The sequence below is a fragment of the Mycobacterium sp. ITM-2016-00317 genome (genome assembly GCF_002968295.1).
Taxonomy (GTDB): Bacteria; Actinomycetota; Actinomycetes; order Mycobacteriales; family Mycobacteriaceae; genus Mycobacterium.
Genome location: NZ_CP134399.1, coordinates 4,583,455 through 4,609,832, shown reverse-complemented (window position 1 = coordinate 4,609,832; position 26,378 = coordinate 4,583,455). Strand labels below are relative to the sequence as shown.

Annotated in this window: 28 protein-coding genes and 1 tRNA gene; 17 read left to right on the top strand and 12 right to left on the bottom strand. The window is 65.7% G+C overall.

What is annotated here, in order from left to right; all coding sequences use genetic code 11:
- Window position 1 precedes the first annotated feature (1 nt).
- A complete protein-coding gene (locus C6A87_RS22015) occupies window positions 2-1,648 on the top strand; it encodes a DUF222 domain-containing protein (protein WP_311114196.1) in 1,647 nt (548 codons plus the stop codon).
- Window positions 1,649-1,657: 9 nt separating this feature from the next.
- On the opposite strand, the gene C6A87_RS22010 is transcribed toward C6A87_RS22015, so the two are convergent.
- Window positions 1,658-1,840, bottom strand: a complete 183-nt coding sequence (locus tag C6A87_RS22010) for a hypothetical protein (RefSeq protein ID WP_311114195.1) — start codon at window positions 1,838-1,840, stop codon at window positions 1,658-1,660.
- 102 nt (window positions 1,841-1,942) lie between these two features.
- On the opposite strand from C6A87_RS22010, the gene C6A87_RS22005 reads away from it, so the two are divergent.
- Both C6A87_RS22005 and C6A87_RS22000 read left to right on the top strand, forming a co-directional pair.
- The gene (locus tag C6A87_RS22005; protein WP_311114194.1) at window positions 1,943-2,566 is read left to right on the top strand and encodes an NAD(P)H-dependent oxidoreductase; all 624 of its coding nucleotides are present in this window, start codon (window positions 1,943-1,945) and stop codon (window positions 2,564-2,566) included.
- Window positions 2,567-2,590: 24 nt separating this feature from the next.
- Complete coding sequence (locus C6A87_RS22000) at window positions 2,591-2,902, top strand: hypothetical protein (RefSeq protein WP_311114193.1); 312 nt, start codon at window positions 2,591-2,593, stop codon at window positions 2,900-2,902.
- A 24-nt stretch (window positions 2,903-2,926) separates the two neighbouring features.
- On the opposite strand, the gene C6A87_RS21995 is transcribed toward C6A87_RS22000, so the two are convergent.
- Window positions 2,927-4,195 carry an amidohydrolase gene (locus tag C6A87_RS21995; protein WP_311114192.1) on the bottom strand — a complete coding sequence of 423 codons (1,269 nt, stop codon included), beginning with the start codon at window positions 4,193-4,195 and terminating at the stop codon, window positions 2,927-2,929.
- A 186-nt stretch (window positions 4,196-4,381) separates the two neighbouring features.
- Between C6A87_RS21995 and C6A87_RS21990 the strand changes: the two genes are divergently transcribed.
- Complete coding sequence (locus C6A87_RS21990) at window positions 4,382-4,948, top strand: dihydrofolate reductase family protein (RefSeq protein ID WP_311114191.1); 567 nt, start codon at window positions 4,382-4,384, stop codon at window positions 4,946-4,948.
- Between the two features lie 91 nt (window positions 4,949-5,039).
- A complete protein-coding gene (locus C6A87_RS21985; RefSeq protein ID WP_311114190.1) occupies window positions 5,040-5,987 on the top strand; it encodes a helix-turn-helix domain-containing protein in 948 nt (315 codons plus the stop codon).
- A 12-nt stretch (window positions 5,988-5,999) separates the two neighbouring features.
- Here C6A87_RS21985 and C6A87_RS21980 read toward each other — a convergent pair whose 3' ends face one another.
- Entirely contained in the window at window positions 6,000-7,028 is a 1,029-nt protein-coding gene (locus C6A87_RS21980; protein ID WP_311114189.1) for a zinc-dependent alcohol dehydrogenase family protein, read from the bottom strand.
- 262 nt (window positions 7,029-7,290) lie between these two features.
- Here C6A87_RS21980 and C6A87_RS21975 point away from each other — a divergent pair, with 262 nt between their 5' ends.
- The 7 genes from C6A87_RS21975 to C6A87_RS29225 all read left to right on the top strand — a co-directional run bounded on the left by C6A87_RS21975 (window position 7,291) and on the right by C6A87_RS29225 (window position 11,685).
- Window positions 7,291-7,566 (top strand): hypothetical protein, encoded by a 276-nt coding sequence (locus C6A87_RS21975; protein WP_311114188.1) that lies wholly within the window; start codon window positions 7,291-7,293, stop codon window positions 7,564-7,566.
- The gene (locus C6A87_RS21970; protein ID WP_311114187.1) at window positions 7,563-9,458 is read left to right on the top strand and encodes an RNase A-like domain-containing protein; all 1,896 of its coding nucleotides are present in this window, start codon (window positions 7,563-7,565) and stop codon (window positions 9,456-9,458) included. Before C6A87_RS21975 ends, C6A87_RS21970 begins: the two co-directional genes overlap by 4 nt.
- Window positions 9,455-9,790: a contact-dependent growth inhibition system immunity protein gene (locus tag C6A87_RS21965; protein WP_311114186.1), complete on the top strand. Its 336-nt coding sequence runs from the start codon at window positions 9,455-9,457 to the stop codon at window positions 9,788-9,790. Before C6A87_RS21970 ends, C6A87_RS21965 begins: the two co-directional genes overlap by 4 nt.
- 27 nt (window positions 9,791-9,817) lie before the next feature.
- Complete coding sequence (locus tag C6A87_RS21960) at window positions 9,818-10,183, top strand: contact-dependent growth inhibition system immunity protein (protein ID WP_311114185.1); 366 nt, start codon at window positions 9,818-9,820, stop codon at window positions 10,181-10,183.
- A 316-nt stretch (window positions 10,184-10,499) separates the two neighbouring features.
- On the top strand, window positions 10,500-10,847 hold the full coding sequence (locus C6A87_RS21955; protein ID WP_311114184.1) for a contact-dependent growth inhibition system immunity protein: 348 nt from the start codon (window positions 10,500-10,502) through the stop codon (window positions 10,845-10,847).
- A 111-nt stretch (window positions 10,848-10,958) separates the two neighbouring features.
- Window positions 10,959-11,300 carry a contact-dependent growth inhibition system immunity protein gene (locus tag C6A87_RS21950; RefSeq protein ID WP_311114183.1) on the top strand — a complete coding sequence of 114 codons (342 nt, stop codon included), beginning with the start codon at window positions 10,959-10,961 and terminating at the stop codon, window positions 11,298-11,300.
- A 193-nt stretch (window positions 11,301-11,493) separates the two neighbouring features.
- Window positions 11,494-11,685 (top strand): hypothetical protein, encoded by a 192-nt coding sequence (locus C6A87_RS29225; protein WP_396836918.1) that lies wholly within the window; start codon window positions 11,494-11,496, stop codon window positions 11,683-11,685.
- A gap of 81 nt (window positions 11,686-11,766) precedes the next feature.
- On the opposite strand, the gene C6A87_RS21945 is transcribed toward C6A87_RS29225, so the two are convergent.
- Genes C6A87_RS21945 through C6A87_RS21935 form a run of 3 tightly spaced genes read right to left on the bottom strand, consistent with a single transcriptional unit; the run spans window position 11,767 to window position 14,054 of the window.
- Window positions 11,767-12,171: a DUF2255 family protein gene (locus C6A87_RS21945; protein WP_311114182.1), complete on the bottom strand. Its 405-nt coding sequence runs from the start codon at window positions 12,169-12,171 to the stop codon at window positions 11,767-11,769.
- The gene (locus C6A87_RS21940) at window positions 12,171-13,160 is read right to left on the bottom strand and encodes an aldo/keto reductase (RefSeq protein WP_311114181.1); all 990 of its coding nucleotides are present in this window, start codon (window positions 13,158-13,160) and stop codon (window positions 12,171-12,173) included. Before C6A87_RS21940 ends, C6A87_RS21945 begins: the two co-directional genes overlap by 1 nt.
- Window positions 13,161-13,169: 9 nt before the next feature.
- Window positions 13,170-14,054, bottom strand: a complete 885-nt coding sequence (locus C6A87_RS21935; RefSeq protein WP_311114180.1) for an aldo/keto reductase — start codon at window positions 14,052-14,054, stop codon at window positions 13,170-13,172.
- Between the two features lie 335 nt (window positions 14,055-14,389).
- Here C6A87_RS21935 and C6A87_RS21930 point away from each other — a divergent pair.
- Window positions 14,390-14,463 (top strand) — tRNA-Leu (locus C6A87_RS21930).
- Window positions 14,464-14,586: 123 nt separating this feature from the next.
- Complete coding sequence (locus C6A87_RS21925; RefSeq protein ID WP_311114179.1) at window positions 14,587-14,982, top strand: nitroreductase family deazaflavin-dependent oxidoreductase; 396 nt, start codon at window positions 14,587-14,589, stop codon at window positions 14,980-14,982.
- Window positions 14,983-15,155: 173 nt separating this feature from the next.
- Here C6A87_RS21925 and C6A87_RS21920 read toward each other — a convergent pair whose 3' ends face one another.
- The 6 genes from C6A87_RS21920 to C6A87_RS21895 form a co-directional block, all read right to left on the bottom strand.
- Window positions 15,156-16,931 carry a GMC oxidoreductase gene (locus C6A87_RS21920; RefSeq protein WP_311114178.1) on the bottom strand — a complete coding sequence of 592 codons (1,776 nt, stop codon included), beginning with the start codon at window positions 16,929-16,931 and terminating at the stop codon, window positions 15,156-15,158.
- Window positions 16,924-17,787: a hypothetical protein gene (locus tag C6A87_RS21915; protein ID WP_311114177.1), complete on the bottom strand. Its 864-nt coding sequence runs from the start codon at window positions 17,785-17,787 to the stop codon at window positions 16,924-16,926. Before C6A87_RS21915 ends, C6A87_RS21920 begins: the two co-directional genes overlap by 8 nt.
- A gap of 322 nt (window positions 17,788-18,109) precedes the next feature.
- Complete coding sequence (locus C6A87_RS21910; protein WP_311114176.1) at window positions 18,110-19,480, bottom strand: amidase family protein; 1,371 nt, start codon at window positions 19,478-19,480, stop codon at window positions 18,110-18,112.
- Window positions 19,481-19,559: 79 nt separating this feature from the next.
- Window positions 19,560-19,751 (bottom strand): hypothetical protein, encoded by a 192-nt coding sequence (locus C6A87_RS21905; protein ID WP_311114175.1) that lies wholly within the window; start codon window positions 19,749-19,751, stop codon window positions 19,560-19,562.
- A gap of 77 nt (window positions 19,752-19,828) precedes the next feature.
- Window positions 19,829-20,716, bottom strand: a complete 888-nt coding sequence (locus C6A87_RS21900; protein WP_311114174.1) for a universal stress protein — start codon at window positions 20,714-20,716, stop codon at window positions 19,829-19,831.
- Entirely contained in the window at window positions 20,716-22,548 is a 1,833-nt protein-coding gene (locus C6A87_RS21895; RefSeq protein WP_311114173.1) for an amino acid permease, read from the bottom strand. The genes C6A87_RS21900 and C6A87_RS21895 overlap by 1 nt, the downstream gene beginning before the upstream one ends.
- Before the next feature lie 204 nt (window positions 22,549-22,752).
- Between C6A87_RS21895 and C6A87_RS21890 the strand changes: the two genes are divergently transcribed.
- The 3 genes from C6A87_RS21890 to C6A87_RS21880 all read left to right on the top strand — a co-directional run bounded on the left by C6A87_RS21890 (window position 22,753) and on the right by C6A87_RS21880 (window position 26,377).
- A complete protein-coding gene (locus C6A87_RS21890; protein WP_311114172.1) occupies window positions 22,753-23,547 on the top strand; it encodes an SDR family NAD(P)-dependent oxidoreductase in 795 nt (264 codons plus the stop codon).
- The gene (locus C6A87_RS21885) at window positions 23,540-24,715 is read left to right on the top strand and encodes a lipase family protein (RefSeq protein ID WP_311114171.1); all 1,176 of its coding nucleotides are present in this window, start codon (window positions 23,540-23,542) and stop codon (window positions 24,713-24,715) included. Before C6A87_RS21890 ends, C6A87_RS21885 begins: the two co-directional genes overlap by 8 nt.
- 207 nt (window positions 24,716-24,922) lie before the next feature.
- On the top strand, window positions 24,923-26,377 hold the full coding sequence (locus C6A87_RS21880) for a hypothetical protein (protein WP_311114170.1): 1,455 nt from the start codon (window positions 24,923-24,925) through the stop codon (window positions 26,375-26,377).
- The last annotated feature ends 1 nt before the right edge of the window (window position 26,378 follow it).

The window sequence follows — 26,378 nt, the reverse complement described above, 5'->3', positions numbered from 1 at the left end:
CATGTTCGACAGTTCGGGGGTTCCGGAGCCCGACCAACTCGCCGCGCTGACCCCCGCCGAGTTGGTCGATGCCGCCCGGGCCAGTGCCCGGGTCGAGAACGCCGCATGCGCGCGGAAGTTGGCGGTGATGGCCGAGCTGTTCATCCGCCGCACCGACCTGCCCGCCGGAGAGCGCGAACTGTGGTGGATCGACCCCGACGCCGCGGTCACCGCCGAACTGGGCGCCGCCCAGCACATCACCGCCGGCCTGGCTTCGGCTCAAGCCCACCGCGGTGTGGCATTACGGGATCGGCTGCCGAAGGTGTTCGCGCTGTTTCTGGCCGGCCAGATCAGCGAGATGCTGGTCCGGGCCATCGTCTGGCGCACCTACCTGATCACCGACCCGGCGGTGATGGCTGCCGTCGATGCGGATCTGGCCGCCGAGATCAGCGGCTGGGGGGCGAAGTCGGTGGCCAAGACCGAGATCGAGATCGACGCGCTGGTGGCCCGCCACGACCGTGACGCCGTACGCACCAAAAAAGAAACCGTGATCGAACCCGCAGTCCAGTTCGGCAGCCCCACCGATCCGCCCGGATTCACCACGATCTGGGCGCGGCTGTTCGCCGGGGACGCCGCCATCGCCGAACAACTGATGGACCAGATGGCGTTCAGCGTGTGCGAGGACGACCCCCGCAGCCTCGACCACCGCCGCGCCGCGGCCATCACCGCCCGCCTGACCGGCAACACCACGCCCGCCACCCTGGCCTGCGGCTGCGGCAACACCACCTGCGCAGGCGCCGACCACCCCCGACCGGTCCGCGACACCACCCTCTACATCCTCACCGACCCCACCCCCGACACCAGCGGCGCCGACGAGGACACCGCTGGCGGCGAGGAGACCAGCGGCGCCGAGGAGGCTGACGTCGAAGAGACCCGAGGCGGCGAAGAGCCTGCTACCCAGGAGGCGGCCCCCGCCCCGCGGACCAGGCCGGCCTATATCTTCGGGGCCGGGCTCACCCCGACCCGGCTGCTGGCCCAGATGTGCGAGGGCGCCAGAATCCGCCCGCTCATCCACCCCGGCATGTCCGGACCCGAGCCGCGCTACACCCCGTCGCGGGCGCTGGCCGAGTTCATCCGCTGCCGAGACCTGACGTGCCGCTTTCCCGGCTGCGACGCCCCGGCCACCCTGGCCGACATCGACCACACCGTGCCCTACCCGCTCGGACCCACCCACGCCTCAAACCTCAAAGCCCTGTGCCGTTTTCACCACTTACTGAAAACGTTCTGGACCGGTGCCACCGGATGGCGCGACCGCCAATACCCCGACGGGACCGTCGTCTGGACCGCACCCACCGGCCACACCTACACCACCCACCCCGGCAGTCGCCTGCTGTTCCCGGCTCTATGCAGGCCGACCGGCACCCTCTGGACTGGCGACCCACCCGAACCGGTCATCAGCCCCCACCGCGGCACAAAGATGCCCAAACGCCGAAACACCCGCGCCCACAACCGAGCCCGATCCATCGAAGCCGAACGCCGACGCAACCGCAAACAACGCGCACCGGATAACGACGTGCCGGCAAAGCCCCCACCACGCAGCCATACCCCGTGGGAATCAGCCACCGGATGGCGTGAACCCGACTACGGAGACGACCCTCCGCCGTTCTGACGGACCGCCTCAGCCGTCGTTGCTGCGCGCCTCGGCTCCTGATTCGCCGGCGTCGAAGTCGTCGTCATCGCCTGCGCGCCCCACGTACGGACCTTCGCTGGGATCGTCGGTGTCCTCGGCCGCGCGTGAACCGGCGACCTTGGAGTCGGGTTCCACGTCGGATTCGGCCTTCTCGGAATGGGGCTCGCTCATGGGGGCGGCATGCCCTGATGTGAGTGATTCAAACTTCTTACCGAACCTGTGACGTGAACGTATGAATCGTTTGGGGGAATTTGCGTCGGGTATGACCACGGCATGCCAGACACCGCGTTACCTGTGCGCGCGATTGCGCTGGTCTGCAGTCTCACCCGGAGTCCGGGGGACAGCAGCAGTGCGCTGATCGCCGAGCACGTCTTCGAGAGCTTGCGCGATCAGGGCGTGGAGTGCGAATCGGTGCGCTGCGTGGACTTCAACATCGCGCCCGGCGTGGAAGCCGACATGGGCGGCGGCGACGAGTGGCCCCAGATCCGTCAGAAAGTCCTCATCGCCGACATCCTGTTGATCAGCACACCGATCTGGCTGGGTCATCCATCGTCGGTGACGCAGCGGGTGTTGGAACGCCTCGACGCCGAATTGTCGAACGAGGACGACCAGGGACGGCCGGTGATGCTCGGCAAGGTGGCCCTGGTCAGCGTGGTCGGCAACGAGGACGGCGCACACAAGGTGGTCGCGGACGTCTTCCAGGGCCTCAACGACATCGGCTACAGCATTCCCGCGCAGGGCTGCACATACTGGAATGGACCGGCGATGGAATCCGGTGATTACAAAGACCTTGACGAGGTGCCCGAACAGGTGGCCTCGGCAACTGCGGCGGCGGCGCGTAACGCCGCCCACCTGGCGCGGGTACTGAAGCAATCGCAGTACCCGCCGTATCAATGACGATCCGTCAGCGAAAGGAGCATCATGCCTGACACGTCACGAGATCCCGTCGATCACGCCCGTACCACTCGCCAGCATGCCGGCGAGACCATGAAAGCAGGAGCCAACGCACCGGGTTTGATCTCGGTCGGGCTCGGTGTGCTGAGCCTTGTCTTGGGGTTGTTCTCGTTCGCCAACGGCACCCGCACTGCCGGGATTGTGGGCGTGGTGGTCGCGGTGCTGCTCATCGGTGGTGGGCTGGCCTGGCTGGCTCGTACGCACCGCAAAGTGCAGCAACAGCAAGCAGATTGGCACGAGGATCATCCCGAGGCGCACTACGAGCCGCCGACGAGCTGAGTCCGGAGGGCCTCGGTCTGCGCGTCACGCCGAGGCCAGCCAGGGCATTCCAGCGGTGACCAGCGCCTGAGTGGCGGTGTCGAGGGTCGGCTGGATGACCGGTCCGAACTTCGGTGAATGGTTGACCGGGATGTCCTGTTCCACCGTGCCGGCCTCAGCGGCCTTCTGGTAGGCGGTGCGGTCGATGCCGCCGACGCCCCAATACGTGTACGGCGCACCGAGTGCAGACGGAATCGCACTGAAGTCCTCACTTCCCACGCCCTGCGGAAGCTGCACGCACCGGTCGCCGAACTCCGCGGTGAAGATATCGTGCACCCGGTCGGTGGTGGGGATGTCGTTGTCTGTCAACGGGAACCGATCGAACAGCTCGAACTCGGCGTCTCGGGGAGACCGGGAAGCGACGCATTCGGCGTTGACGATCCGCTTGACGGCGTCGATGACAGCGGTGCGGGTGCGGTCGTTGTAGGTTCGGATGTTCAGTTGTAGCACTGCGTGATCGGAGATCACGTTGCTCTTGCTGCCCGCGGCGATACTGCCGACGGTGAGCACCGCGGGTTCTACCGGGCTGATCTCGCGGGCGACCACCGTCTGCAACCGCACGACGATCATCGCGGCCAGCACCACCGGATCGACGGACGCCTGCGGCATGGAACCGTGACTGCCCCGGCCGTGGACCGTGATCCGCATGCTGTCGGCGGATGCCATGAACGGGCCGGCGTGGACGCCGACCATGCCGGCTGGCAGTGGCATGACGTGCTGGCCGAGGCACACGTCGACGCGGGGAAGCAGCGTCGCCAGTCCGTCGTCGACCATGGTCTGCGCCCCGTCACCGGTCTCCTCGGCCGGCTGGAACAGCGCCACGGTCGTCCCGTGCCAGTGCGCGCGTCCTTCGGCCAGTAAGCGGGCGGCGCCGAGCAGGGCAGTGACGTGGAAGTCGTGGCCGCACGCGTGCATCACCGGAACCTCGACGCCGTCTTTGTTGGTGCTGTGCACCGTGCTGGCGTACTCCAGCCCCGTCGCCTCCTGGACGGGTAGTGCGTCCATGTCCGCGCGGAGCAGCACCGTCGGGCCGGGACCGTTCTCCAGCACCCCCACCACCCCGGTTCCGCCGACTCCGTCATGAACCTGGTAGCCGGCGGTGGTCAGCGTCTCGACCACCTTGCCAGCGGTCCGGTGTTCCTGATGGGACAGCTCGGGGTGGCGGTGCAGGTCACGGTAGAAATCCTCCTGCCAGGAGCGGATCCCACCCAGGCCGTCGAGAACAGCGGTGGCGGCAGTGATTGAGGCGGTCATCATGGCTCCTGCCCATCGGGTATCAGTCTGGAGTTGCCTCGGACGGAATTCCTCAAACGGGGCGGTGGGGTGCCGAGCGTCCGCGAAAAGTGTTGGGACACCGCTGCTGCGTCGGGGATCGGACCGAGAGTCCAAAGCCCGCGCGGCGCCGCGATGAGTTTGGCTTACCGGTGCAGTCTGATCCCCATGGGCAAACTCATCTACGGCTTCAACGTGTCGGTGGACGGATACATCGCCGATGCTGCAGGCAACATCGACTGGTCCGATCCGAGCGAGGAACTGCACCAGTACTGGAACGACTTCGAGCGCGAGACCGCGCTCGCGTTCTACGGGCGGCGACTCTACGACCTGATGTCCGCGTACTGGCCGACCGCCGACCAGGACCCGGACGCCACCCCGACAATCCTCGACTTCGCCCAGGTCTGGTGCGACATGCCCAAGATCGTGTTCTCGAAGACTCTGGATTCCGTTGACTGGAACTCCCGCTTGGAACGCGGCGACCCGGTCGAGGTGGTCACGAAGCTGAAAGCCGAGACCGACGGCCAGATGGAGGTGGCCGGCGCGACACTGGCCGCGCCGATCGTGCAGGCCGGACTGGTGGATGAGTACCGGATCGTGCTCGCGCCTACCGCCGTGGGCGGCGGCCTCCCGTTCTTCCCGACGCTGCCGTCATGGATCTCGCTGCGGCTGCTGGAGAATCGCACCTTCCCGTGCGGCACGGTCCTGCTGCGCTACGAGGCCAAACGCGACTGACTGTCGCTGAGGGCGCACGGATGGCGGTAATGCCTATACGTGCGAGGATGGTGACGCGGTCGGTATGCGTCGACCGGATCGGAGTCGGGTGATGCAGCGACCGCATCAGGTGGTGGTCCTCGTACTCGACGGGGCGCTCCCGCTGGACGTCGGGATCCCGGCGGAGGTGTTCCATCCCGAGTCGGGGTTCGGATACGAGGTGTCGGCCTGCGGGGTCACCGCCGGAACCGTGCCGTCCCACGGGAGCTTCGGCTACGCGGTCCCGCAGGGCCTGGAGGCACTGGCCGACGCGGACACGGTCGTCGTCCCGGGGTACGCGCCGGCGGGTCGGCCGATACCGGTGGAGGTGTGCGAAGCGCTCCGGAACGCCGCTTCCCGCGGGGCCCGCATCGCGTCGATCTGCTACGGCGCCTTCGCCCTCGCGGATGCCGGCCTGCTCGACGGTCTGCGGGCGACGACGCATTGGGATGCGGCGGAGAAGCTCGCGGAGCGGCATCCGCAGATCACGGTCGAGCCGAACGTGCTCTTCGTCGACGAGGGATCCATCCTCACCTCGGCGGGGGCCGCCGCCGGTCTCGACCTGTGCCTGCACATCGTCCGGCGCGACCTCGGGGTGAGCGCGGCGAACGAGATCGCACGAGGACTCGTCACCGCGCCCTACCGCACCGGGGGGCAGGCCCAGTACCTGCCGAAGACCAACTCGGCAGCCCACGGTGACACCCTCGCCGCGACGCGCGAATGGGCCATGAAGCGGCTCGACCAGCAGCTCACGATCGCCGGACTCGCCGCACACGCGCGGATGTCGCCCCGCACGTTCCTGCGCCGCTTCGCCGAGGAGACCGGCAGCACCCCGCTGCAGTGGATTCTCCGGGCGCGGGTCGACACCGCCCGCGAACTCCTGGAGAGCACGAGGCTGTCTGTCGACCGCATCGCGGAGGAGGTCGGCTTGGGAACCGGATCGAACCTCCGGCTGCATTTCCGCCGGCTCCTGGATGTGTCCCCCTCGGAGTACCGCGCTACCTTCTCCGGGCGGAGCTGAGCACGGCGATCGTCACCCGATCGCCTGGAGGGTCTCGCTACGAGATGCGGGGAGCGCAACAGTTTCGCCCGCCACGTCGATCGCGACCTTGCCGCGGAGCACATACGCCTGCCTGTTTTCCAGAATTTCATGCGCCTCGCTCATTCGAGCGAGCGGAAGAGTCGCGCCGATGATCGGCTTCACGAGACCGCGCTCGACCAGCGTGGTGAGCGCATCCAGCTTTCCTCGGTTCTGTCGGGTGAAGACGAAGTGATAGGCGGCGTTCTTGCCCCACGCCTCGATGAGGTTCTGCGGCTGCGCGATGTCGACGATGCTGACGACGCGTCCGAAGTCGGCCAGCGTCAACGGGCTTCGGGTGAGCGCGTCGCCGCCGATCGTGTCGAAGACGACGTCGACGCCCTTGCCTGCCGTCATCTCGGCCACGGCATCGACGTAGTCCGTCGACGTGAAGTCGATCGCCGCATCCGCTCCGAGAGAGCGCACGAATTCGTGGTCGGCGGCTTTCGCGGTGGTGATCACTTGTGCGCCCATCGCTTTCGCGACCTGGATCGCGATCGTGCCGACACCGCCCGCGCCTCCATGGATGAGGATCGTCTCTCCCACGGTGAGCTGAGCCCGCGTCACCAGGGCCTCCCAGACGGTTCCGCCGACGAGAGTCAGGCTTGCCGCCTCCAGGTGACTGATGTTCTCCGGCTTTCGTCCGACGAGGTCGACGTCGGCGACGTGCTGCTCGGCGTAGGAGCCGGGGCCGCCAAAGATCTGGGGCGTGTAGTACACCGCATCGCCGGCGCGGAACTCGGTCACGTGGGATCCGACTTCCTCGATCACCCCGGAGATGTCGTGCCCGATGATCGCCGGAAGTGGCACATGATCCGGGTAGTCTCCGCGACGGATCTGATAGTCGAGCGGGTTCACGGCCGTCGCATGGACGCGCACCCGTACCTGGCGGGGTCCGACCTGCGGTACGGAGACGTCGAGCACCTCGAAAGCGTCGGGCCCTCCAAAACGGGTGAGCACAACGGCTTTCATCAGATCAGTCATGTCGGTGTTCCTCATCGTGGTGGGGGCGCGCCAGGGACGAACGGTTCTCTCAGTGTCGCGCAAACAATCCACACACTCCAGTGGCGGGAACGCCAATATCCGCGAGGATACTGACACGCCTGCACGCGGTGCTCGCGTGGATGGTCGCAGCGGCAGCCGATGCGGTGGTCTGCTCGCTGCGAGGAACTGTGGCGAGCGCCCGGGTTTTCCCGCATCGGGGGTACTGAGGGGTGCGGTAGCTTGGGATTGTTACGGGGGTGACATGGGAAAAGAATTGGATGTGGACGTCGGCGGGTTGCTGTCGGCTGCAGCTGACAGCGTCACTGTCGCCGCTGATGTGCTCGCTGGAGGCTTTGAAGGTTCTGTGAGTGCTCGCCCGAGCGGCGCCGGAATCGCTGCAGTCGAAGCGGCAAGCGCCGCCGCGCGCCTGCGTATCTCTGATCGCATTGCTGGTCAGGCTGATGATGTCGCTACGGCAGGCGATCGTTATGACGCGACGGACGGGGGCAGCGCCGACGCTATCTCGGTGACCATGTGAGCCCAGCGGCCGCACCGATGGGTATGCCTAGCAGGTCGGACATCGAGTCCTGGGACAGCTCAGACCTCGATGCGGCCGCTACCCGCTGGCGAACGCTGGCGGGTGCACTGGAATCCGCGTTCGAGCAGCACAGGCAGAACATTCTGACTCCGGGCGGCACCACATGGGAAGGTGACGCCAAAGATGCCGCTCTGGACCGCGTAACTACGGATACTTCGGTCGTGCGTCGGCAGGGCGACGTGCATCGTGAGGCTGCCGGCATCGCCAGGCGCGGCAGCGAGGACATCCAGGCCGCACGCAGTCGAGCGCTCGAAGCCATCGCCGAAGCCGAACAGGACGACTTCACCGTAGGTGACGACCTTTCCGTGACCGACAACCGAGCCTACGACGAGGAGACTGCTGCCGCCCGCATGACGGCTGCGACCGAGCACGCCGAGTTCATCCGATGGCGCGCTGAGCAGCTCGTTGCCACCGATGCCCTGGTTGGGCGGCAGCTTGAAGCGAACGCTGCTGAACTGGAGGGAATTCGGTTCGGCGGTGGTCATAGTGGCACGAAGACCGATCCGACGATCCGGCTGGTGGACAACAAGACTGAGGACACGGGTTCCCCGAAGGAGTCTTCGGGCGCCAGGAGGGAGCCGCCGTTGGAAGCGATGCTCGGCGAAGGCAAGACCACAGAGGGCCAACAGCCGTCCACCCTGGACGAGGCGTTGACGGAAGTCGCAGGGAAACCTGTCGAAGCACGGCCCACGGCGTTGGAGCGCATCCTCAATCAGCACGCCGGAAATGGCAAGGGCGAGGAACGGCGGTACACGCAACATCCGTTGGAGGCACCCACCGTTGGTGCCGCTCCATCGGTGATTGGCGATCAGCAGGCCAGGGTGGACGCTGCGCATGAGAGCGTGGCTTCGGCCCAAGCCGCGCTCGACGATGCGTTGGCTCAGTCCACGGTTGCTGGTGCGGGTGCCGGCCCTACCCGCGACCAGCTCGACGCGCTGGGACAGGCCTTGTTCGACGCGCGCGGTGAGGTGACGAGTCAGACCGAGGTCCTGGAGAATCTCAACGCGGCGGCCGGTGAAGTCGGTCAGGGCCGGGTGCCGATCCCGGCCCTTCCCGAGAATGCCGATGTACAAGCTTTTCCGCGGCTACCTTCGGCGTTCGCCGAAGGTAGCCGCGCTTTGAGCGAAGGCAGTTTCGGGTTGATCCCCGATGTCGCCCACGACATCGACGTCTTTCGAAATTGGAGCGACGCCTCAGTCGAGGATCGGGCTGGTGCCGTGCTCGACGTGGCTGGGGCGGCGCCCATCCCTGGCGGCAAGTTCGTCACAGAGGGCCTCGAGCATGCTGTTGACGCCTTCAATGCCGGCCGCCACGTCGACGACGCCCTGGACGCCGGCAGTGCGGGGGCACATCACCTCCCCGATGCGCCGTCGGCTCCCCATGTCGGCCACCCGCCAGACGCACCTGGATCGCACGGTGGAGGCGGTGCCGACGCAGGTTCAGTCGGGGGCTTCGGGTTTGAGGACGCCGGTGCGCTTTTGCAGAGCAGTGAAGCGAATGGGGGACACCTCATCGAGCGTCACGTTGGAATGACCGCTGACGATCTAGCAGCACGTATGGAGTCGTCCGGCCTAGAAGTTGTTTCATCTTTCGCGACACCTGATGAAGCGGCAGCGGCCGTTAGTGCCGCCTTCCGCGAGAATCGTGAAGTTCTAAGCAGCTGGATCGCAGACGGCGCACCGCGCAAACTCGAACTGGACGCACCCTTCGTGGGCGGCGCAATACTGGAAAAAGGAGCGAACGAGACCGTGGCAGGGAGCACAGTTAGGGTCGTCCTCAAAGGCGACGGAAGTGGCGGATGGTACGTGCTGACAGGGTTCCCCCAGCCATGAACGACGGTTCAATATCTCGCGAGCTGTACCAGTTTCTCGCGACCAATTTTCACCAGGACTGGGACCTCGAAGCCGACGACTGGCAGGGAGTCGTTGACAACTATGTCGACGAAGACCCGACTCCTGCACCCCTGCTGCGGCTGGCTGAGCAGATTGACGAGCTCCGTAAATCCCGTCCGGAGCCACAGCTGAAGGAATTCCTCGTCCGTCAGGTCGGGGTGCACTACGGTCCCGCGCCGTTGACCTACGACGAGTGGCTGAAGGAGATCGCGAACCGGTTTCGCGGGCGCGTCGCCGAGACCGGCCCCGGCATTACACCTCCACAGGTTTGACGACGAACTGGTCGGCGTGATGCGGGGATGGCTATGGACGACGGTTCGATCTCGACTGAGTTAGAACAATTTTTTGGCGCATATTTTCACCAGGACTGGGACCTGGAAGCTGACGACTGGCAGGGAATCGTCGACAACTACGTCAACGCGGACCCGGTGGCCGAACCACTAAGGACGATGTCTCGAGAGATTGATGAATTATGCGCGACCCGTTCTGAAGCGGACCTAGCGCAGCTTCTGTTGCGTGAGGTCGGGGTGTGCTACGACCCGCGACCCGAAATGTCGTTCAAACCGTGGCTTGGGCAAATTGCGGCACGGCTGCGGCAACACGCTGCGGTGATCAACTGTGGTGCGTCCACTCCTACCGTCGAGAACGGCCTCCACGGCCACTAATGGTGCCGAACAGGGCGGCGCTAATGCCCATTTTGTGCACAGATACCTCAGGCACGCGGCTGAGGGCTGCAGAGGAGCCGCGCAAATGCCGGGTGGAGCCGAGCCGCCGACGTTGCAGCGTGGCCCCGACTGTCGCCTCGGACTTATCGCCAATCGGTCATCGCCATAAGTTCGGCGAGGTCGGGAAGCGCCGCACCAACATTGATGCCGCTAAAGCTGATTCAGCGGCGAGACTTCGCGATCGCCAGGCTGTCGCGATGGTCCAGAAGGCCCATCGATCGGGTGGATGGGACGTGTCGACGGGGATGATGGAGGAATGACCGATAACTCAGTCTCCCGTCCCTTGTTGCACCTCTTCCGGGTGTACTTTCATGAGGACTGGGATCTGGAAGCTGCGGACTGGCAAGGGCTGGTCGACGGTTACGTTCGTGACGAAGAGCCCAACGCAGAGCTGCTTCGACTGCTAGCCAATGAGATCGATGATGTGAACGAACCTCGACCAGAAGCTGACATGAGGACGTTTGTGACGCACACGTTGGGCGCCAAGTACAGCCCGCTGCCTGAGATGTCGTATGAAGATTGGCTCAAGCAGGTTGCTGCGCGGCTGCGCCAGCACGCCGCGACGATTGACAGTGGTGCTGCACCTGCGCCGCCCACCGTTTGAGATCGACTCGGACGACTCTGATGTGATGGCAATCGACGTCGGATAGCACGGCACCTGCCCGCTCAGTGCGGCCGGACGTGATGCCTAAGTGCTGACAGGAGTGGCCAATTCATGAGCGAGCATCCGGTATCGGGCCTTCTGAATCATTTCTTCGGCGCGTACTTCCACGAGGACTGGGTTCTGGAAGCCGCCGACTGGCAAGGGGTTGTCGACAGTTTCGTTAAGGATGAACGACCCTCCGCGGACCTGCTTCGATCGCTGATCCACGAGATCGATGACCTGAGTGCTGAGTGCAGCGAACCTGATATCGAACGACTCGTGGCACGTACGTTGGGGGCCAACTATTACCCACTGCCAGAATTCACCTACACAGAGTGGCTCGGGCAGGTCGCTGCACGCCTGCGCCAGCACGCCGCTGCGCTCGATGGTAGTGCTGCCCCGCCAACCGCATGAGAACGAATCGATCGATTCTAATGTGATGCATAGCCTCAGCTTCGGATGGCCATGAACGACGGTTCGATTTCGACGGAGTTGTACCAATTCTTGCCGCCAATTTTCACCAGGACTGGGACCTGGAAGCTGACGACTGGCAGGGAATCGTTGACAACTATGTCGACGAAGACCAACTCCTGCGCCCCTGCTGCGGTTGGCTGAGCAGATTGACGAGCTCCGTGAATCCCGTCCGGAGCCACAGCTGAAGGAATTCCTCGTCCGTCAGGTCGGGGTGCACTACGGTCCCGCACCGTTGACCTACGACGAGTGGCTGAAGGAGATCGCGAACCGGTTTCGCGGGCGTGTCGCCGAGACCGGCCCCGGCATTACACTTCCACAGGTTTGACTACGAACTGGTCGGCGTCATGTGGAAATGGCCATGAACGACGGTTCGCTTTCGACTCATCGGGCGATCTACCTCAACTCGTTAGTTGTGTGTCTGCGGAAGCAGTTTGAGCGTGGTGGCGCGTGCCATCGGGCTGGTGATGGCGGCGACCGGGCCCCGATACTTCGCGTACTTCGATCGGTAGGCGGCGTCGACAGCGTTGTGAAGGGCACCGTGGTCGATGTCGTCGACATCGCCGATACCCAGGAAATCGACGTCGGCCTCCACTCCACCGCCGCTGACGTGACCCTCATGGCGTGCCCGTGTTCCTCGAAACCACCCGGCATCGGCGCCATTGACCGACCGGGTGAAGAGCTCGTCACCGATCCGCACCACCCACACGATCACCGGCCTGCGTAGCGAGCCGTCCCGGCGACGCCCAGCGATGCGGATTTCCTCGGCCGCCCCCAGGCGGTCGAGTTGGTCTTTCGGCCAGCTTCTGGTCATCACAACCCCACCATCGCCATTCCGGCGGGGTTGTACCGGTCGCCGTGCACCCCGACCCGTGAGGCGAGAGCGTCAAGGTCGGCGACCTCGTCGGCCGACAGCGCAACCCGAGTGGCTTCGGCATTCTCGTCGACCCGGCCGCGGCGGCGGGTGCCGGGAATCGGCACGATCCACCGCTGCTGGGCGAGCAGCCAGGACAGCGCAATCTGACCCGGCGTGCAGCCCTTGGCGTCGGCGAGCTTTCGCACCTCGCTCACCAATGCCTCGTTGGCGGCGATGTTGTCGGCGGCGAATCGGGGGATCGTGGCGCGGATGTCGCCGACCGCGAATTCTGAAGTGGCCGCCACGGTTCCGGTCAGAAACCCCTTGCCCAGCGGGCTGAACGGCACGAAACCGATGCCGAGTTCGGCGCAGGTGGGCAGCACCTCGGGTTCAGGATCCCGGGTCCACAGCGAATACTCGCTCTGCACCGCCGTGACGGGATGCACAGCATGGGCGCGTCGGATGGTCGCGGCCCCGGCCTCCGAGAGCCCGAAGTGCCGTACCTTGCCGGCCTGGACGAGTTCGGCGACCGTGCCCGCCACGTCCTCGATCGGCACATCCGGGTCGACCCGGTGTTGGTAGAAGAGGTCGATGACGTCGGTCCGGAGCCTCCGCAGCGACGCGTCGGCGACTCGCCTGATCTGGTCGGGGCGCGAATCGGTGCCGACCGTCTTCCCGTCGACGATGTTCCACCCGAACTTGGTGGCGATCACCACCCGGTCGCGCAGCGGCGCCAACGCCTCGCCGACAAGTTCCTCGTTGACATACGGCCCGTAGACCTCCGCGGTGTCGAAGAACGTCACTCCGGCCTCTTCCACCGCGTAACGAAGAACGGCGATCATGTCGTCGCGGTCGCCGGGATTGGGGCCGTAACTTTGCGACATCCCCATAGCGCCGAGACCGATGGCCGAAACCTCCAGTCCGTGGCCGAGCGTGCGTGTGTGCATGAATCCTCCTCAGGCTTCGGGGATATCGATCCCGTAGGTCTCACGGGTGATGGCCTCGGGCTCCGGGCCCCCGCGGATGCCGGTGTCCAGTGCGTCGATGGCAGCCAGTTGTTCGGCGCTCAGTTCGAAGTCGAAGACGTCGAAGTTCTCGGCGATCCGCGAGGGCGTCACCGACTTCGGGATCACCTGGCGGCCCTGCTGAATGTGCCACCGGAGCATCACCTGAGCCGGCGTCTTCGCGTGCGCGGCGGCGATCTCGCCGATCACCGGGTTCTCCAGCGTCGAGTTGTGCGAGCCGTCCCGGTAGAACGTGATGCCGCCGATCGGCGACCACGCCTGGTTGAGAATGCCGTGCTCGGTGTCGAACGCGAGCAACTCCGACTGCCGGAAGTACGGGTGTACCTCGATCTGGTTGATCGCCGGCACCAACTCGGTTTCGGTGAGCAGCTTGTCGAGATGGCGCGGCATGAAGTTGGAGACGCCGATCGCGCGGACCTCGCCGTCGGCGTAGAGCTTCTCCAACGCCTTGTACGCACCTACGGTGAGATCGAATTCGCCGGGGAGAGCCTGGTGCAGGATCAGCAGGTCGAGTTGCTCGACGCCGAGCTTGCCTGCGGCCTTGTCGAACGCGTGCAGCGTCTGGTCGTAGCCGAAGTCGCTGATCCAGACCTTGGTCTCGATGAAGACCTCGTCGCGGGCCAGCCCCGATCGGCGAATCGCTTCGCCGACTTCGCGCTCGTTGCCATACGTCGCAGCGGTGTCGACGTGCCGATAGCCGGTCTGCAGCGCCGTCTCGACGGCAGCGATGGTTTCATCGGGTGGGGTCTGGAAGACGCCGAAGCCGAGCTCGGGTATCTCGACGCCGTTGTTGAGGGTGAAGGCGGGAATGCTCATGTCATCGACGGTAGGCCTCATCGAGGCTCTTGAGGCAGTGCCTGGTCAGCGGGTATCGGAGTCGACGAACGTCGAGTCAAGGTCTGAAGCGCGAAGAGGCAGCGATGCTCACCTGGGGTCGGTCGACTACTACTCAAGGACGGACTACGGCAGTCCTGCGCGTACGTCAGAAGGACTGCTCGACGCTCTCGCATCTGCTGCTGCCGCTCGGCCATCTTCTCAGCAAGGGCTTCAGTGTCGTGCCAATGCGCTGGGTAAGTCCCTCGAGCGCGCTGCGGTGGTCAGGACGCTCGGACGAGGCCGAATCGGCCTGAATTATGCTCTGAACGCACAACGCCCCCATAGCCCAATTGGCAGAGGCAGCGGACTTAAAATCCGCCAAGTGTCGGTTCGAGTCCGACTGGGGGCACCGGTGTTCCTGCAGGTAGGGGCCGATTGCGCTCGAGAACATTCGAGCGGTCGCCGTCGTTGGCACCGCCCTGCGTCAGCACCGCGCCAGCGAGGAACGTCGACCAATACCTAGACTCCGAGAATGCGCGTGCCTCGCCGAATCGCAGAATTCAACAAGCGAGTCACCAATCCGGCGGCTCGCACGATCACACCGTGGCTTCCGAACCTCGGAACGCTCGAGCACGTCGGGCGGACGTCGGGTAAGCGATATCGAACGCCCCTTCTGGTATTCAAGACCCATGATGGCTACGCCATCCTCGTCGGCTATGGCCTACAGACGGACTGGTTGGAGAACGTGCTGGCCGGCGGGCCGACGGTGCTACGCAAGCGTGGACGGGTTGTCGCGCTCGCCAATCCACGGGTGGTAAGCAAGGCCGAGGCCGCGGCCCTGGTCATACCGCGTTCTCGCCTCCTCTACCGAGCGTTTCCCTACAACGAGGCAGCCGTGCTGCTGACGAATGTGGGCTCTGCGGGTTGACCTCTCTACCGCACCGGGCTTGGAGCCGAGGAAGCGGGTCAAGTCCGCACAGTGTCGGTTCGAGTTCCGACTGGGGGGCCCTGGTTAGGGTCTCTCGGAGGGATTACCGCGTCATTTGAGCCGTGCGCTGCTCACGCCGGCAGACCCTGCGAGACCTGCGGTGCAGGTGCTCGCTACAGCCCCATCCGCGCCAAACGGGCGCTGATTCGAGAGTCGGTGCTTACGACGGGCGATTCTTTGTCCACCCACGAGTCGCCGCCGAAGTACATCTGGAAGATCTTCTCAGCGGTCCGGGTGGCCAGCGCCTGCGTGGTGAGCGTCGGATTGGGCCCGCCGAGCGAATTGGCGAGCGAGGAATTATCGGCGACGAAGAGACGCTTCACCCAGCGCGCTTCTGCGTTGGCATCCAGCACTGAATTGCGGTCGGAGGTCCCCATGCGCATCGTGGAATGCACATGGAGAAGCAAAGGCGCCCAATCCAACCGGTAGACCTTCTTCGCGCCTGCCGCGCGCATGATCTCGGCTGCCCGGCGCACCATGAACTCACGGTTCTCCACGGTCCGCGCCGCGCGTTCCCGCAGCGTGACGTTGATCTTGGCCGGCGCACCGTTCTCATCGGCGGGAAAAATCGATGGCGTGATCCGATTCTCCGGTTGCACATGGTCATCGGTGATGACCAGAAAGTTGAGTAGCGAGTCGACACCGCCCATCAGCAGGTCCTTGAGTTCGTTGCCCACCAGTCGACCGGTGGGTCCGTCCCAGGGCCCCGTGAAGCCACGTCCGTTGTTGTAGACACCACGCACGCCGCTGTCGGACAGGTTCATGGTGAACGCTTGAATCGCCGGGCCGAGGCCGACGATCTCGATGCTGCCTCGTCCGGGAAAGTCCACGCGGGCGCAGGAATTAGCACCCTTGGAATTGCCGGTGTATTCGTCGAAACTGCCGACAACCCAGTCGAAGTAGTGATCGGTATGGCCGCGGCCCACCCAGTCGTTCGGATTCGGCAGACCACTGTTGAACCACAACCGCGGACTCTCGGTTGTACCACCGCACAGCGCGACGACGTGAGCATCCTCGGTGTGGGTCTCGCCGGTGCTGTTGTTACGCCAGGTGACACCGCGCGCGGTGGTGACGCCACCGCGTTGTTCGTGATTGATGGCGATCACAAAGGAATCAGCTAGCAGCTCAATGGATTTGCCGCCGCTTCGCACCACGTCGGCGGCCAGGGCCAGCGGCACGTAACTGTTGTCGGTGGAGCGTTTGGCCTTGAGATTGCGGGGCGCACGGATCGGTAGGTAGCACCCTTGGAAGCAATGGCCGCAGAAGGTGCAGCCGGTAGCCGCGGGATAAGTCAGGAGGTCGGCCCTGTCTGTACGGCCCGCATTGCCGCCGGGTTGCAGGATGGCGTTCTGCTGAGGGCGGTACGAATTGCGAGTCGTCGTCAGAGAAGTCTGTACCGGCAGACCGACTTGTTCGCAGCCGCGGTAGACGATGCTCTCCTTGGTGCCCATCGGCGCGGTCAGTACGGGCAGGGTCGCCTCGACCCACTCCAGATACGGCACCAATTCCGAGTAGCCGAACGGAAACTCGTGAACGCGGTCGTAGGCGGCCGCGTCAGGGCCCGAGTAGCCCTGGAACACGCCCGGATACGGCCGGGGGCTGTTGCCGTAGTAGTGCGCCGTGGTGCCCCCGACGCCCGACAACTGCCAGACGTACATGTTGGCTGTCCACTCGCGAAACCACGCCGGCTTGGCGCGGTCCTGCGGCCCGAAGCGGAAAAATCCGTCGTTGGGATTGTTCGCGTCGTTCTCGGCGTGCGACCATTCAGACTCCGGATCGGCGTGTCGCGGGCCTCCCTCCAGTAGGGGCACGTCCAGCCCGCGTCCAGCCAACTCGGCAGCGACCACCGGTCCACCACCACCTGCGCCGATCACGATGACGTCACGCATCGGTCGCCACCTCGGTACGTCCCTGGTAGTACCCGAGAAATTCGGGATGCCCGTCCACCAGGCCGTTCGGACGGTAGCTCATCAGATCCCAAGACACCGGCCTGGCCGTGACGCGGCGGGCTTGGCGGTCCCAGAGCTCCATCTCGGAGTACACGCCGAAGGCCGAGGCTTCGAGGATGATCCCGCCCGCGAAGCGGAGGAAGCCCGAGAGCGAACTTTCCAACGGCACCGGCAAGCCTTGGTCGAAGATCGATACCAGTTCGGGAAGCGGCTGTTCGACAAGTTGGAGAACCCGGCATTTGTCGCCGAGACTGAGCCGGGAGAAGGGTGAACCCAGCGGGCCCACCAGTGAATTGGGCGCGATCACCACTGCGCCGAGGTTGAGGATCAACGCGATCGGAAGCGACAGCGGTAGCACCCGATCGCTGTATGCATACCCGATCGCCTCGTCGATGGTCCGTCCCTGTTCCCGGCTCACGCCGAGGAACGGCGGCGCTGGAACGCCCATGTCGTTCAGGGCCTCACTGAGCGCCAGTGTGACGGGCCGAGTTACTTGATCGCCGGCGGCGAGGTAGCGGTCGAACAGGTCCTTCATGAATTCGGCAGCGCCCCACTCGATTATCCCCGGGTCGTCCCGCGGCGTGCCCTGTACCCGCGACCACTCGTCAGGTCCGGGAAAGACCATCACGATCGTTCCGCGCAGGGTATCGAGCGTGAATGCGTCGACGGCCGCGAGTGGAGTGCCCGGCTGGGCGACCGCCCGGCTGGGTAGCAGCGTCGTCGGAAAAACAGATCCGGCACTCGCGAGTGTTCCCACTGCGGCGGCTCTGTAGAAAAACCCGCGGCGGTCGAACACCGGCCACGGGTCACGTTCATGTCGCATATGCCCCCACATCGACGGTCCAGCAAGTCAGCCGCTCAGAATCAGCCGCTCAGAACGAGACTCACGCCGAGGTCGCGGTTGTTACTGCACAGTAGCGATTGGTTCTTCGGTGTTGTGGCGTTTTGCGCGAATCTCGCGGGAAAGAAGACGGCTTCATCGACGCCAGCAAATCCTGACTCGCCCATAATGACTCGACGTTCGGGTCGCTGCCGATGGCAGGTTAACTCCGCCCTCGTCGCCCACCCGCGAGGTGCTCAGGTCGCGGCACGAGTGACGCCAGAGTCGAACCCAGGCCTCAGGATCCGTTCACCTGCAAGCCGGCGAGCGCACGGTCGGACCTCAGCGGCCCGACAGCGCAGATGCCGATCGGTGGGCCGGTGACCGGCAGCGGGCTGCTGACCGCTGGACGCCCGGTGATCCCGGCCAGACAGGTCAACTGAAAGGTACGCGCGCGGATGTCTTCGATCACGTCACCGCCCAGCGCGGCGCTGTCCCGAGGGGGTGCCACCGAGGACGCCGACGGCAGTATCAGTACCGCGTCGCCGAGCGCACCGTCGATCGCGGCCCGCGCGGCCCCGAGGACGCGATCGGCGTCGGCCAGCTCTTCTGGAGTGCGTTTGGCCGCGGCCTCGAAACGCGAGCGCACATCGGGGTTGAGGGACTCCCAGTGCCGTTCGATCCACGTGCCGTGTGCCTGCCACGCCTCCCACCCCTGGCGGGTTTGGAACGCCTTGACCCAGAGGGGCAATTGGCTCGCGTCGAAATCTATGGGTGCGATGGGCAGCTCCGACGACCAGCCGGTGATTGCACGCCGTATCGCAGAACCCACCTCCGCATCTGCCAGCGCGATGAGCGAGTCGGCGTACACCGCACGCGGGAAGGTCATCGCCGCGGAGAGATCCGGTTCCAGGACGGCTGCCACCCTGACCAGCTCCGTCCGCGTCCGCGTCATCCATCCGACAGTGTCGAACGACGGAGCCAGCGGTATCAGCCCATCCCGCGAGATGACACCGTGGGTGGTGCGGATGCCGTACAGACCCTGATACGACGACGGAATCCTGATCGAACCGCCGGTGTCGGTACCCAGACCGATCGTCGCTTGCCCCAATGACACCGCGCTGGCCGACCCTGATGAAGAGCCCCCGGGAATGCGTTCGGGTGCAGCAGGATTGGGTGGCGTGCCATAGTGGCCGTTCGTGCCCGCCAAACTGTAGGCGAGTTCGTCGGTCCGGCTGATGCCCGCGACCGCCGCACCGGCTGCCAACAACGCCTCGACGGCCGGGGCAGTTGAAGTCGCTACCGGTGCCTCGGCAAGCCACACCTCATTACCGGCACCCACCACATGACCCGCGACGGTATAGAGGTCCTTGACTGCGACGGTGTCGCCGGTGAGTGGACCGACGCCCGTAGGGCCGACCAGGGGATCGCCGTATTCACGCCATACCGTGGGGTCGAAGCCAGACTCGGGCGCAGCGAACGCCGTCGCTGCTGTGGCGGCCAACCCGAGCGCACCCGCTGTAGCAGCACCGGCCACGGTGAAAAACCGTCGTCTCGAAATCGCGTCCACTGAAATGCCTTCCGGTGTAGTCGGCCTCGCTGCCCGACTGTAGGGACGCTGTATTACCGAGGTGTAAAGACCCACGACGAACGGCCGCCGGACCGCCACGGTCGTGAAGCGCCCGTCCGGTGCAGGCGCGACTCGCGGCCACGCCCGGCAGCCGCATCGATCAGAACTGTCTATCGGGCTACGATCCGCCCGGCCGGTGTTTCTCCTCGGCGATCACCTGGTACCACGCGCCGGGCGCGTAGTACTCGTCCCACTGCGCCGGCTTCTGGAACGACAGCTTCAGGACACCGTTGTCGAGGAACTCGTAGGTGTCGTCGTCGCCGTATTCACCGGGCTGTTCGTGGCGTCCGAACTTCACTCGAAATGACATAGGGCGAGCCTTGCACGATGGCTGCCTGCGGGAGAGCGTAAAGGCCGGACCGTCTCATCTTCGTGGAGGAGCCCCGGTCACCCTGCCTCGCGCCGCGGCACGATCATCGTCGGTACCGGCGCGTGCCGGAGGATTTTCGCCGCGGCCGAGCCGAGGAACACCTGGGCCGCCTGGCCTGCCGCGCCGGAGCCGAGTACCAGGACGTCCCCTGCTTCCCAGCTGACGGCCTCCACCGCGTCCCGCCATGTCGCGCCGGCACCGATCACCACGTCGGCAGCGACGAGCCCGACCCCCGAACGGATCTGCTGCAGTTGGCCGATGATGTTGTCCTCGGTGCGCTGAGCCCACTGCTCGACCACCAGGTCCTCGGCACTCGTTTCGATCGAGCCGCCGAACATGGTCACCGGCCGTACGGTGAAGGACGCGATTCGCAGGCGCGCCGACCACCGCTCGGCGAGTTCGGCCGTCGTGGCGACCAGTCCGACCTCGTCGGCCTGCCCGCCGTACGCCACGGTCAGCCGCTCCACCTGCGTGCTCTGGGCCGGGTAGCCCCGCGGCGCGATGGCCACGGGTATCGCGGCGGTGTGGACGAGCCGATCGGTCACGCTGCCGAGGGCGATCCGTCCCAGCAGACCGGACGAGGACGAGCCGACGACGACGATGTCCGCGTTCATCTCCGCCGCGAGCTCGGTCAGCCCCTCCGGCACGGAGGCGGCCTGGTGGACCATCGCCCACACCTCCAAACCCCCGGGGAGCTGGTCGACCATCTCTTTGAGCGACTTCAGGGCCTGCGTGCCGACATGATCCAGGTACTGGCCCTCGAGCGGATCCAGGCTCCGCGGCCAGTGCCGCTCTACGACCGCCACCGCGACGATCTTGTCTCCCGTGCAGCGGGCCAGCTGAGCAGCCAGATGCAGCGGCGCAGGCCCGTGACCGCTGGCGCTGAAGCCCGCGATGATCGTCATCACGGAACCCTGTTGCCCACAACGGACTTCGCGACCACATGCGTCACCGGCACGTCGAACTGGATGCGGGCGCGGTCCACGACGTCGAAGCGCTGCCAGATCGAGAATTCAGGCGGCAGTGTCGCGATCACGATCTGGTCCGGTCTGAATCTCTCGACGGCGTCCGCCAGCGCACGCAGTGGCCGGTAGTCACCCAATTCGCCGTCCACTGCCCGGTTCTCGTCACGCAGCGCCGCCAGCGTGACCTCCAGCCGGGCGGTCGCAGCCTCCTGGGTCGCCTCGGAGACGTCGCGCGGCCCGTGCGTGGCCGCGGCTCCGGTATCGATGGGGCTGGCAGGGACGACCACCAGATACTGCGCGTCCCGATCGGCGCCGATGCGGTTCAGCTCCGCCAGCAGCTCGTCGGAATCGACGGTCTGGTTGGCAAGCACCAACACTCGGTGTGGCGCGCCGGCCGGAGGGTGGTCGGTGGCACTGTCGGCGGGCCTCGGGCGTTTCTTGACGAACCACTTGTTCGCGGCGAAGAGCAGCAACACCACCGCCCAGGACAGCAGGCTGAGCACCAACTGGGAGCGCAGCGCGCTGTCGATGAACATCTGCACCAGGATGGCGACGATCCCCACCGCGGTCAGCACGGAAAGTACCGGGAACAGCCACATCTTCACCCGCAGCTTGGAGTCGGGGGTGCGGTAGCGCAGCACGATCTGCGAGATCGCGATCAGCAGGTAGACGAACAGGATGATCGCGCCGCTGGAGTTCAGCAGGAACGCGAAGATCGTGTCGGGGGACACCGCCGCGGCGATCACGCAGAAAAAGCCGACGACCGAGGACGCCAGGATCGCATTAGCCGGCACCCCTCGCCGAGTCACCTTGACCAGTGCCGCGGGCGCCTCGCGGCGTGCCGCGAGCACGAAGAGCATCCGAGACGCCGTGTACATGCCCGAATTCAGGCAGCTCAGCACGGCGGTCAGCACGACGGCATTCATCACGTGGTCGGCGTACGGAATGCCCATCGCGGTGAACGCCGCGACGAACGGCGATGCGGCCACGCTCTCGTCGTTCCACGGAACGATGAGCACCAGCAGCAGCACCGCCCCGACGTAGAAGATGAGGATGCGCACGATCACCGAGTTGGCGGCTTTGGCCACCGCCCGCTCCGGATCCTGGGACTCGGCCGCGGCGATCGTCGCGATCTCCGCGCCGACCATGGAGAAGATGACGGTGACGATGCCCACGGTGATCACGCCGAAGCCCAGGGGCATGAAGCCGCCGTGACTGGTCAGGTTCGAGAAGTCCGCAGATTTGTCAGGCCACAGGCCGAACACGAACGCCGCGCCCAGCGCGATGAACGCGATGATCGCGGCCACCTTGATGCCGGCGAACCAGAACTCGAACTCACCGTAGGACGCGACGGAGAACAGGTTGGTCGCCGTCATCAGCACCATGAAGATCAACGCGGACAACCACAGGGGTACGTCGATCCAGTACTGGATGATCTTGGCCCCGGCGATCGCCTCGAAGCCCACCACGATGACCCAGAAATACCAGTACAGCCAGCCGACCGAGAATCCCGCCCACTGACCCAGCGCATTGCGTGAGTAGTCGGCGAACGATCCGGTCGACGGATTGGCCACCGCCATCTCCGCGAGCATCCTCATCACCATGATGATCAGCACGCCGGCCATGCCGTAGGTCAGGAACGCGCCCGGCCCGGTGTCGCCGATGACCACGCCCGAACCCACGAACAGGCCGGCGCCGATCACCCCGCCGATGGCGATCATGGTCAGCTGGCGTTGGTTGAGGCCCTTCTTCAGGGTTGGTGCCGCGCTCATGAGGAACCTCCGACGCCGATGTGTACCCAGCCCGGCCGGAGTACCCAAACCGCGGTCCGACCACTCGGCTGCTTGCGATGGAAAGCTTTGGGGGTGCCCGTGACGCCGAGATGCGCCCACTCCGGTGTACGCCGGGCCTAGCCTTGAGCGCAGCGGCAGAGGGCCGCGTGCGAACGACGGGTTGGGGGCGACGGGTTGGGGACAATGTCGGAGAACCGTCTGAAGAACAAGAGGGTCGTCATCACCGGTGCGGCCAGCGGCATCGGGCGCGCCGCCGCCGAGCTGATGGTCGCCGAGGGCGCCTCGGTCCTCATCGCCGATCTCAACGCCGACGCCGCCGCCGCGACTGCTGCCGAGATCGGTGACGGCGCAGTCGGCACGGCGGTCGACGTGCTGGACGAGGGATCGATCAAGGTCATGATCGATCGCGCCGTCACCGAGTTCGGCGGCATCGATGTGCTCTGCAACCACGTCGGCGGCAGCAATCCCCGCAAGGACCTCGATCTTCTGCATCTCGACCTTGCCGAGTGGGACAGGACGATGGCGCTGAACGCGCGCAGCACCGTGGTCGCCTCCCAACTGGCACTGCCGCACATGATCGCCGACGGGGGTGGTTCGATCATCAACACCGTGTCCGTTGCCGGCCTGGCAGGGGACACCCTGCAATGCGCCTACGGTGCGGCCAAAGCCGCCGTCATCCGGCTCACCCAGTACATCGCCACCCAGTACGGGCGAAATGGTGTGCGCTGCAACGCAGTCGCTCCGGGCGCCATCATGACACCCGCGCTGCAGAACAATCTGTCGGCAGAGGCCATCGCCGAGATCCGCGGCCACAATGCGCTCGACCTGATCGGGTCTCCCGAGGACATCGGGTGGGCCATGGTGTACCTCGCTTCCGACGAGTCTCGCTACATGACCGGCCAGACTTTGGTTCTCGACGGCGGCCTGACCGCGCAGAGCCCTATCGCGGCCAGCCGTCGGCAGTCGCTCGATGGCTGAGCGGGCGCGGCCCTGGCTCGCGGCGGTGGCGGCACTGACCCTCCTGGCCGGTTGCTCCAGCGCCACCGAAGAACCCGGACCTGAACCTGAACTGCGGGCCGGTCAATTGCTCACCGCACGTCCGCTGACCACCGCCGCGGCTCTGCCCAGTGCCGCCGAAACCCGGTTGATCACCTACGTTTCCGACGATTCGCACGGCGAGCCCATTGTCGTGTCGGGCACCGTATCCGTCCCGACGACCGAGCCGCCGGAAGCCGGCTGGCCGGTGGTCAGCTGGGCGCACGGCACCACCGGCTACGCCGACACCTGCGCTCCGTCGGCCGACACCGTCGACGGACTGGTCCACGACTACGTCAGCGTGGTCCACCCCATGCTCGACAGCTGGCTCACCCGCGGGTTCGCCGTCGTGCAAACCGATTACCAGGGATTGGGCACCCCCGGTGGGCATCCCTACGTCGACGGTGTCAGCGAAGCGCACACGGTCACCGACATCGTGCGCGCCGCACGACATCTCGATCCCCGCATCGGCACCGAGTGGTTGGCTGTCGGCCACAGCCAGGGTGGGCAGGCCGCGCTGTTCACCGCCCAGGACGGCCCCGCCCGTGACCCTGACCTCGATCTCGTCGGGGTGGTGGCGATCGCGCCCGGCGGGGTGGACATGGGCCAGGGCGTCGATCTGCTCCGCGAGGGTCGCGTCGATGTCGACGCGGTGCAACGGTTTCTCCCGTTGCTGGTGCTCGGCGCCGCGGTGGTGGATCCTTCGATCGATCCCGACGCGATCTTCACCAGTCAGGCGCGCCCGCTGCTCACCGCGGCCCGCACCGAGTGCGTCCGCCAGATCGATGCCGTCCCCACCGTGCCGGCGTCGCAGGTGATCGCACCCGACGCTGACGTCGGCGGGCTGCGGGCATACCTCGACGCGCAGGACCCGATTCATCTCACCCCGCAGGTGCCGGTGATGATCGTGCAGGGCACCGCCGATGCCGCGGTGTCCCCGGCCGGTGTCGACAAGTTGGCGAAGGCCTTGTGTGCCAGGGGCGTCGCGGTCGACTACCGGGTCTATCCCGGACTGGACCATCGGGGCGTCATCGCCCCCTCCCTGACGGATGTGCAGAAGTTCGTGGACGCCGTGATGAACGGCGATTCACCCGATAGCTGCGCTCCCTGACAGACATTTCACAGGCGTCAATATGGAGATTGCTGGGTAGCTTATATCCGCAATTATTAGCGCTATTAAACACTGGCGTTGAGCAGCGCTTATTGTTGATCTTGAAAGAATGGTCAATTTTCCGGCGTTAGATTGCTGTGATCTTGGAGATTGCTGGCTATCTTCAGTGCTGTTCGCCGTTCACATCCGTCACCGGAAGGGGTGCCGATGCCATTGCGCCGTTCCTTCGTCAGCGTGGGCATCGCGCTGCTCGGCGCGGGCGCCATCGCGGTCGCCCCGGTCGCTGCGCCGCCGGCCCAGGTGCGGGCTGCCGGCATCGACGTCACCCTCACCGCCGCGGCCACCGTCGAGTCCTGCGCCCCGACCGCCACCGCACTGTGCGAGCCGGCGGATGGCGCGCACAGCCCCGCACAGACGGCCGAAGTTCGCGCCGAGGCGGCGCCGAGCATCTTCAACATTCCGGCGAACCTGTTCATCGCGCTGGCCAACGTGCCCTACAACTTCTTCAACGCCCTCGGGCAGGGCGACGTCAACCTCGGCGACCGTTCGGACAGCGGATTTGCCTTCGTCAACTCCCGAGACGGCGTGGACCTGAATCAGACCGAGGTGGTCGGGTTGACGGCCGACCTCGAGTACGGCGGCAGCTGGTGGGTCTACCACCCGTTCAACGTGCTGGGCACCGACGCGGCGGATATCGCCCGGTACCAGTCGCTGGTCAACGTGCTGCTGCCCTTCCCCGCGCTCTCGGTGGGGCTGGGCAACATCCTGGCGACGGTGGCGGCGTCCCAGCTCCCGATGGACGTGGGGTGCACCGGCCTCAACACCGGGGGCTGCGACCGCCCCGGCCAGCTCCTGTCGAAGATGTTCAACCTGGGCCACATCGTGGAGCTCTTCTCGCCCGGCGGCTACACGTTCCCGGAGGTCGAGAACCCGATCACCTGCACGACGGACGGGCTGTGCGACATCAAGGATCCCGACGGCGAGACCGAATCCTGGTCGAAGCAGAACTCCAGGCTCGACATCGGCGCACCGTTCCAGAACTTCTTCGAATCACTCACCGAAACACCGGATTTCAGCCGGATCAAACTGCCGAGCCTGACGATGATCGTCAACACGATCACCGGGTTCATCCGGGGCTTGAACACCGCGTTCAATCCGTTCGTGCTGGGCACCCAGTGCGGCCTGTGCTCGGCATTGATCCCCGTCCCGCCGGGAGCCACCCGTCCCGGGCCGACGAACCCCGGAACCGAGATCCCGGGGATGCCCGGCACTGAGGAGCCGACCACCGAGCCGACCATCGAGCCGACCATCGAGCGGAGCGCCGAGACGAAGGCGCCCTCGCGCGACGAGGACGTGGCCACATCCGTTGCGGACAAGGCGAAATCGTCTACGGGTGAGCCTGAGATTTCCGGCGACACCGAGGCGACGTCACCGCCGACCGACGACGTGCGGAGGGGACACGTCGACGACAGCGGTGACGTCGCCTCGGAGGACCCCGGCGACGACGACGCCGGGCGCGCGCCGGTTCCGGCCAAGCCGCGGCCGGGTGACGGCACGAAAAGTGGCGACCCCAAACCCGGGGACGCGAAGCCGCACCGGAAAAACGCTGACGGCAAACCGGATTCGGACAAGCGGCACGTTCGCGAGCGCGAGGCCGCCTGAG

Coding starts and splice junctions, on each gene's coding strand:
- C6A87_RS22015 (WP_311114196.1), top strand. CDS start 2: ATGTTCGACAGTTCGGGGGTTCCGGAGCCCGACCAACTCGCCGCGCTG.
- C6A87_RS22010 (WP_311114195.1), bottom strand. CDS start 1,840: ATGAGCGAGCCCCATTCCGAGAAGGCCGAATCCGACGTGGAACCCGAC.
- C6A87_RS22005 (WP_311114194.1), top strand. CDS start 1,943: ATGCCAGACACCGCGTTACCTGTGCGCGCGATTGCGCTGGTCTGCAGT.
- C6A87_RS22000 (WP_311114193.1), top strand. CDS start 2,591: ATGCCTGACACGTCACGAGATCCCGTCGATCACGCCCGTACCACTCGC.
- C6A87_RS21995 (WP_311114192.1), bottom strand. CDS start 4,195: ATGACCGCCTCAATCACTGCCGCCACCGCTGTTCTCGACGGCCTGGGT.
- C6A87_RS21990 (WP_311114191.1), top strand. CDS start 4,382: ATGGGCAAACTCATCTACGGCTTCAACGTGTCGGTGGACGGATACATC.
- C6A87_RS21985 (WP_311114190.1), top strand. CDS start 5,040: ATGCAGCGACCGCATCAGGTGGTGGTCCTCGTACTCGACGGGGCGCTC.
- C6A87_RS21980 (WP_311114189.1), bottom strand. CDS start 7,028: ATGACTGATCTGATGAAAGCCGTTGTGCTCACCCGTTTTGGAGGGCCC.
- C6A87_RS21975 (WP_311114188.1), top strand. CDS start 7,291: ATGGGAAAAGAATTGGATGTGGACGTCGGCGGGTTGCTGTCGGCTGCA.
- C6A87_RS21965 (WP_311114186.1), top strand. CDS start 9,455: ATGAACGACGGTTCAATATCTCGCGAGCTGTACCAGTTTCTCGCGACC.
- C6A87_RS21960 (WP_311114185.1), top strand. CDS start 9,818: ATGGCTATGGACGACGGTTCGATCTCGACTGAGTTAGAACAATTTTTT.
- C6A87_RS21955 (WP_311114184.1), top strand. CDS start 10,500: ATGACCGATAACTCAGTCTCCCGTCCCTTGTTGCACCTCTTCCGGGTG.
- C6A87_RS21950 (WP_311114183.1), top strand. CDS start 10,959: ATGAGCGAGCATCCGGTATCGGGCCTTCTGAATCATTTCTTCGGCGCG.
- C6A87_RS21945 (WP_311114182.1), bottom strand. CDS start 12,171: ATGACCAGAAGCTGGCCGAAAGACCAACTCGACCGCCTGGGGGCGGCC.
- C6A87_RS21940 (WP_311114181.1), bottom strand. CDS start 13,160: ATGCACACACGCACGCTCGGCCACGGACTGGAGGTTTCGGCCATCGGT.
- C6A87_RS21935 (WP_311114180.1), bottom strand. CDS start 14,054: ATGAGCATTCCCGCCTTCACCCTCAACAACGGCGTCGAGATACCCGAG.
- C6A87_RS21925 (WP_311114179.1), top strand. CDS start 14,587: ATGCGCGTGCCTCGCCGAATCGCAGAATTCAACAAGCGAGTCACCAAT.
- C6A87_RS21920 (WP_311114178.1), bottom strand. CDS start 16,931: ATGCGTGACGTCATCGTGATCGGCGCAGGTGGTGGTGGACCGGTGGTC.
- C6A87_RS21905 (WP_311114175.1), bottom strand. CDS start 19,751: ATGTCATTTCGAGTGAAGTTCGGACGCCACGAACAGCCCGGTGAATAC.
- C6A87_RS21900 (WP_311114174.1), bottom strand. CDS start 20,716: ATGACGATCATCGCGGGCTTCAGCGCCAGCGGTCACGGGCCTGCGCCG.
- C6A87_RS21895 (WP_311114173.1), bottom strand. CDS start 22,548: ATGAGCGCGGCACCAACCCTGAAGAAGGGCCTCAACCAACGCCAGCTG.
- C6A87_RS21890 (WP_311114172.1), top strand. CDS start 22,753: ATGTCGGAGAACCGTCTGAAGAACAAGAGGGTCGTCATCACCGGTGCG.
- C6A87_RS21885 (WP_311114171.1), top strand. CDS start 23,540: ATGGCTGAGCGGGCGCGGCCCTGGCTCGCGGCGGTGGCGGCACTGACC.
- C6A87_RS21880 (WP_311114170.1), top strand. CDS start 24,923: ATGCCATTGCGCCGTTCCTTCGTCAGCGTGGGCATCGCGCTGCTCGGC.